Source organism: bacterium (assembly GCA_024224155.1).
Lineage (GTDB): Bacteria > Acidobacteriota > Thermoanaerobaculia > Multivoradales > JAHEKO01 > CALZIK01.
Map to the genome: position 1 here is coordinate 1 of JAAENP010000524.1, position 1,313 is coordinate 1,313.

Genomic DNA, 1,313 nt, shown 5'->3' on the forward strand with positions numbered 1-1,313 from the left:
GCGGCCGGTGCCGAGCACCACCGAGCACAGCGGATCATCCGCCTGCACCACAGGCAGGCCGGTCTCCTCTCGCAGGCGCTGGTCCAGGTTGCGGATCAGCGCGCCGCCGCCGGAAAGGACGATGCCCTTGTCCATGATGTCGGCCGAAAGCTCGGGCGGAGTGCGCTCCAGGGCCTGGCGCACAGCCTCGACGATGGCCGAGATCTGCTCGGCCAGCGCTTCGCGGATTTCGGAGTCGGTGATCACCAGAGTCTTCGGTACGCCCTCGACCAGGTCGCGTCCCTTGATCTCCATCCGCAGCTCTTCCTTCAGCGGATAGGCCGAGCCGAGCTCGAACTTGACCAGCTCGGCGGTGCGCTCGCCGATCAGCAGATTGTGGCGCCTCTTCAAGTAGTTGATGATCGCCTCGTCGATCTCGTTGCCGGCGACCTTCAGCGATCGGCTGTAGACCGACCCGGCGAGCGAGATGACGGCGACGTCCGAGGTGCCGCCGCCGATGTCGACGATCATGTTGCCCGAGGGCTCGGTGATCGGCAGGCCGGCGCCGATGGCGGCCATCATCGCCTGCTCGACCAGGTAGACCTCGGAGGCTCCGGCCTGTTCCGCGGAGTCGCGCACGGCGCGTTTCTCGACCGGCGTGATCTCCGACGGCACGCCGATGACGATCCGCGGGCGCACCCAGCGGCGGCCGCCGTGAGCCTTCTTGATGAAGTACTTGAGCATCTGCTCGGTGACGTCGAAGTCGGCGATCACGCCGTCCTTCATCGGCCGTACCGATTCGATGTTGCCGGGGGTACGGCCCAGCATCTCCTTGGCCTGGTTGCCGACCGCTTCGATCTTGTTGGTCAGCTTGTTGATCACCACCACCGACGGCTCGCGCACCACGATGCCGCCGTTGCGGGTGAAGACCAGGGTATTGGCGGTGCCGAGATCGATCGCGAGATCGTCGGAGAAGTATCGGAGAAGGGTAGGGAATGGCATGGGTAGATCAGCTATCTAGAAAGCATCGATGAAGACGCGTCGCTTCACCTCTCTGGAGTTGTTCCAGGCATCGGTGGCCACCACGGTGATGAAGGCGAACCCGACCTGGGTCATCTGAATCGTTTTGCTGAATGAGCCGTTGAGCTCGACGGAGACCGGCTCGTCGTTGATTCTCACCGTCGCACCCGGCTCGGTCCTGCCGTTGACCAGCACCAGGCTGCCGTAGGTCTGGACCTCTTCGATCGAAACGTCCGGCGGGTCCTTGTCCTCGATGCCGCCGACGCCGTGCAGCGAAGCGATGCGGAAGGAGCGGGTCTCGCTCCACGCCCCGC

General features: G+C 64.7%; 2 protein-coding genes. Both read right to left on the minus strand.

All coding sequences use genetic code 11. From position 1 onward, the window contains the following. The coding region (locus GY769_24755) for a rod shape-determining protein (protein MCP4205133.1) at positions 1 to 981 on the minus strand (981 nt) is incomplete at its 3' end. 15 nt (positions 982 to 996) lie between these two features. Then, positions 997 to 1,313, minus strand: a 317-nt coding sequence (locus GY769_24760) for a hypothetical protein (GenBank protein MCP4205134.1), incomplete at its 5' end; no start/stop codon positions are given.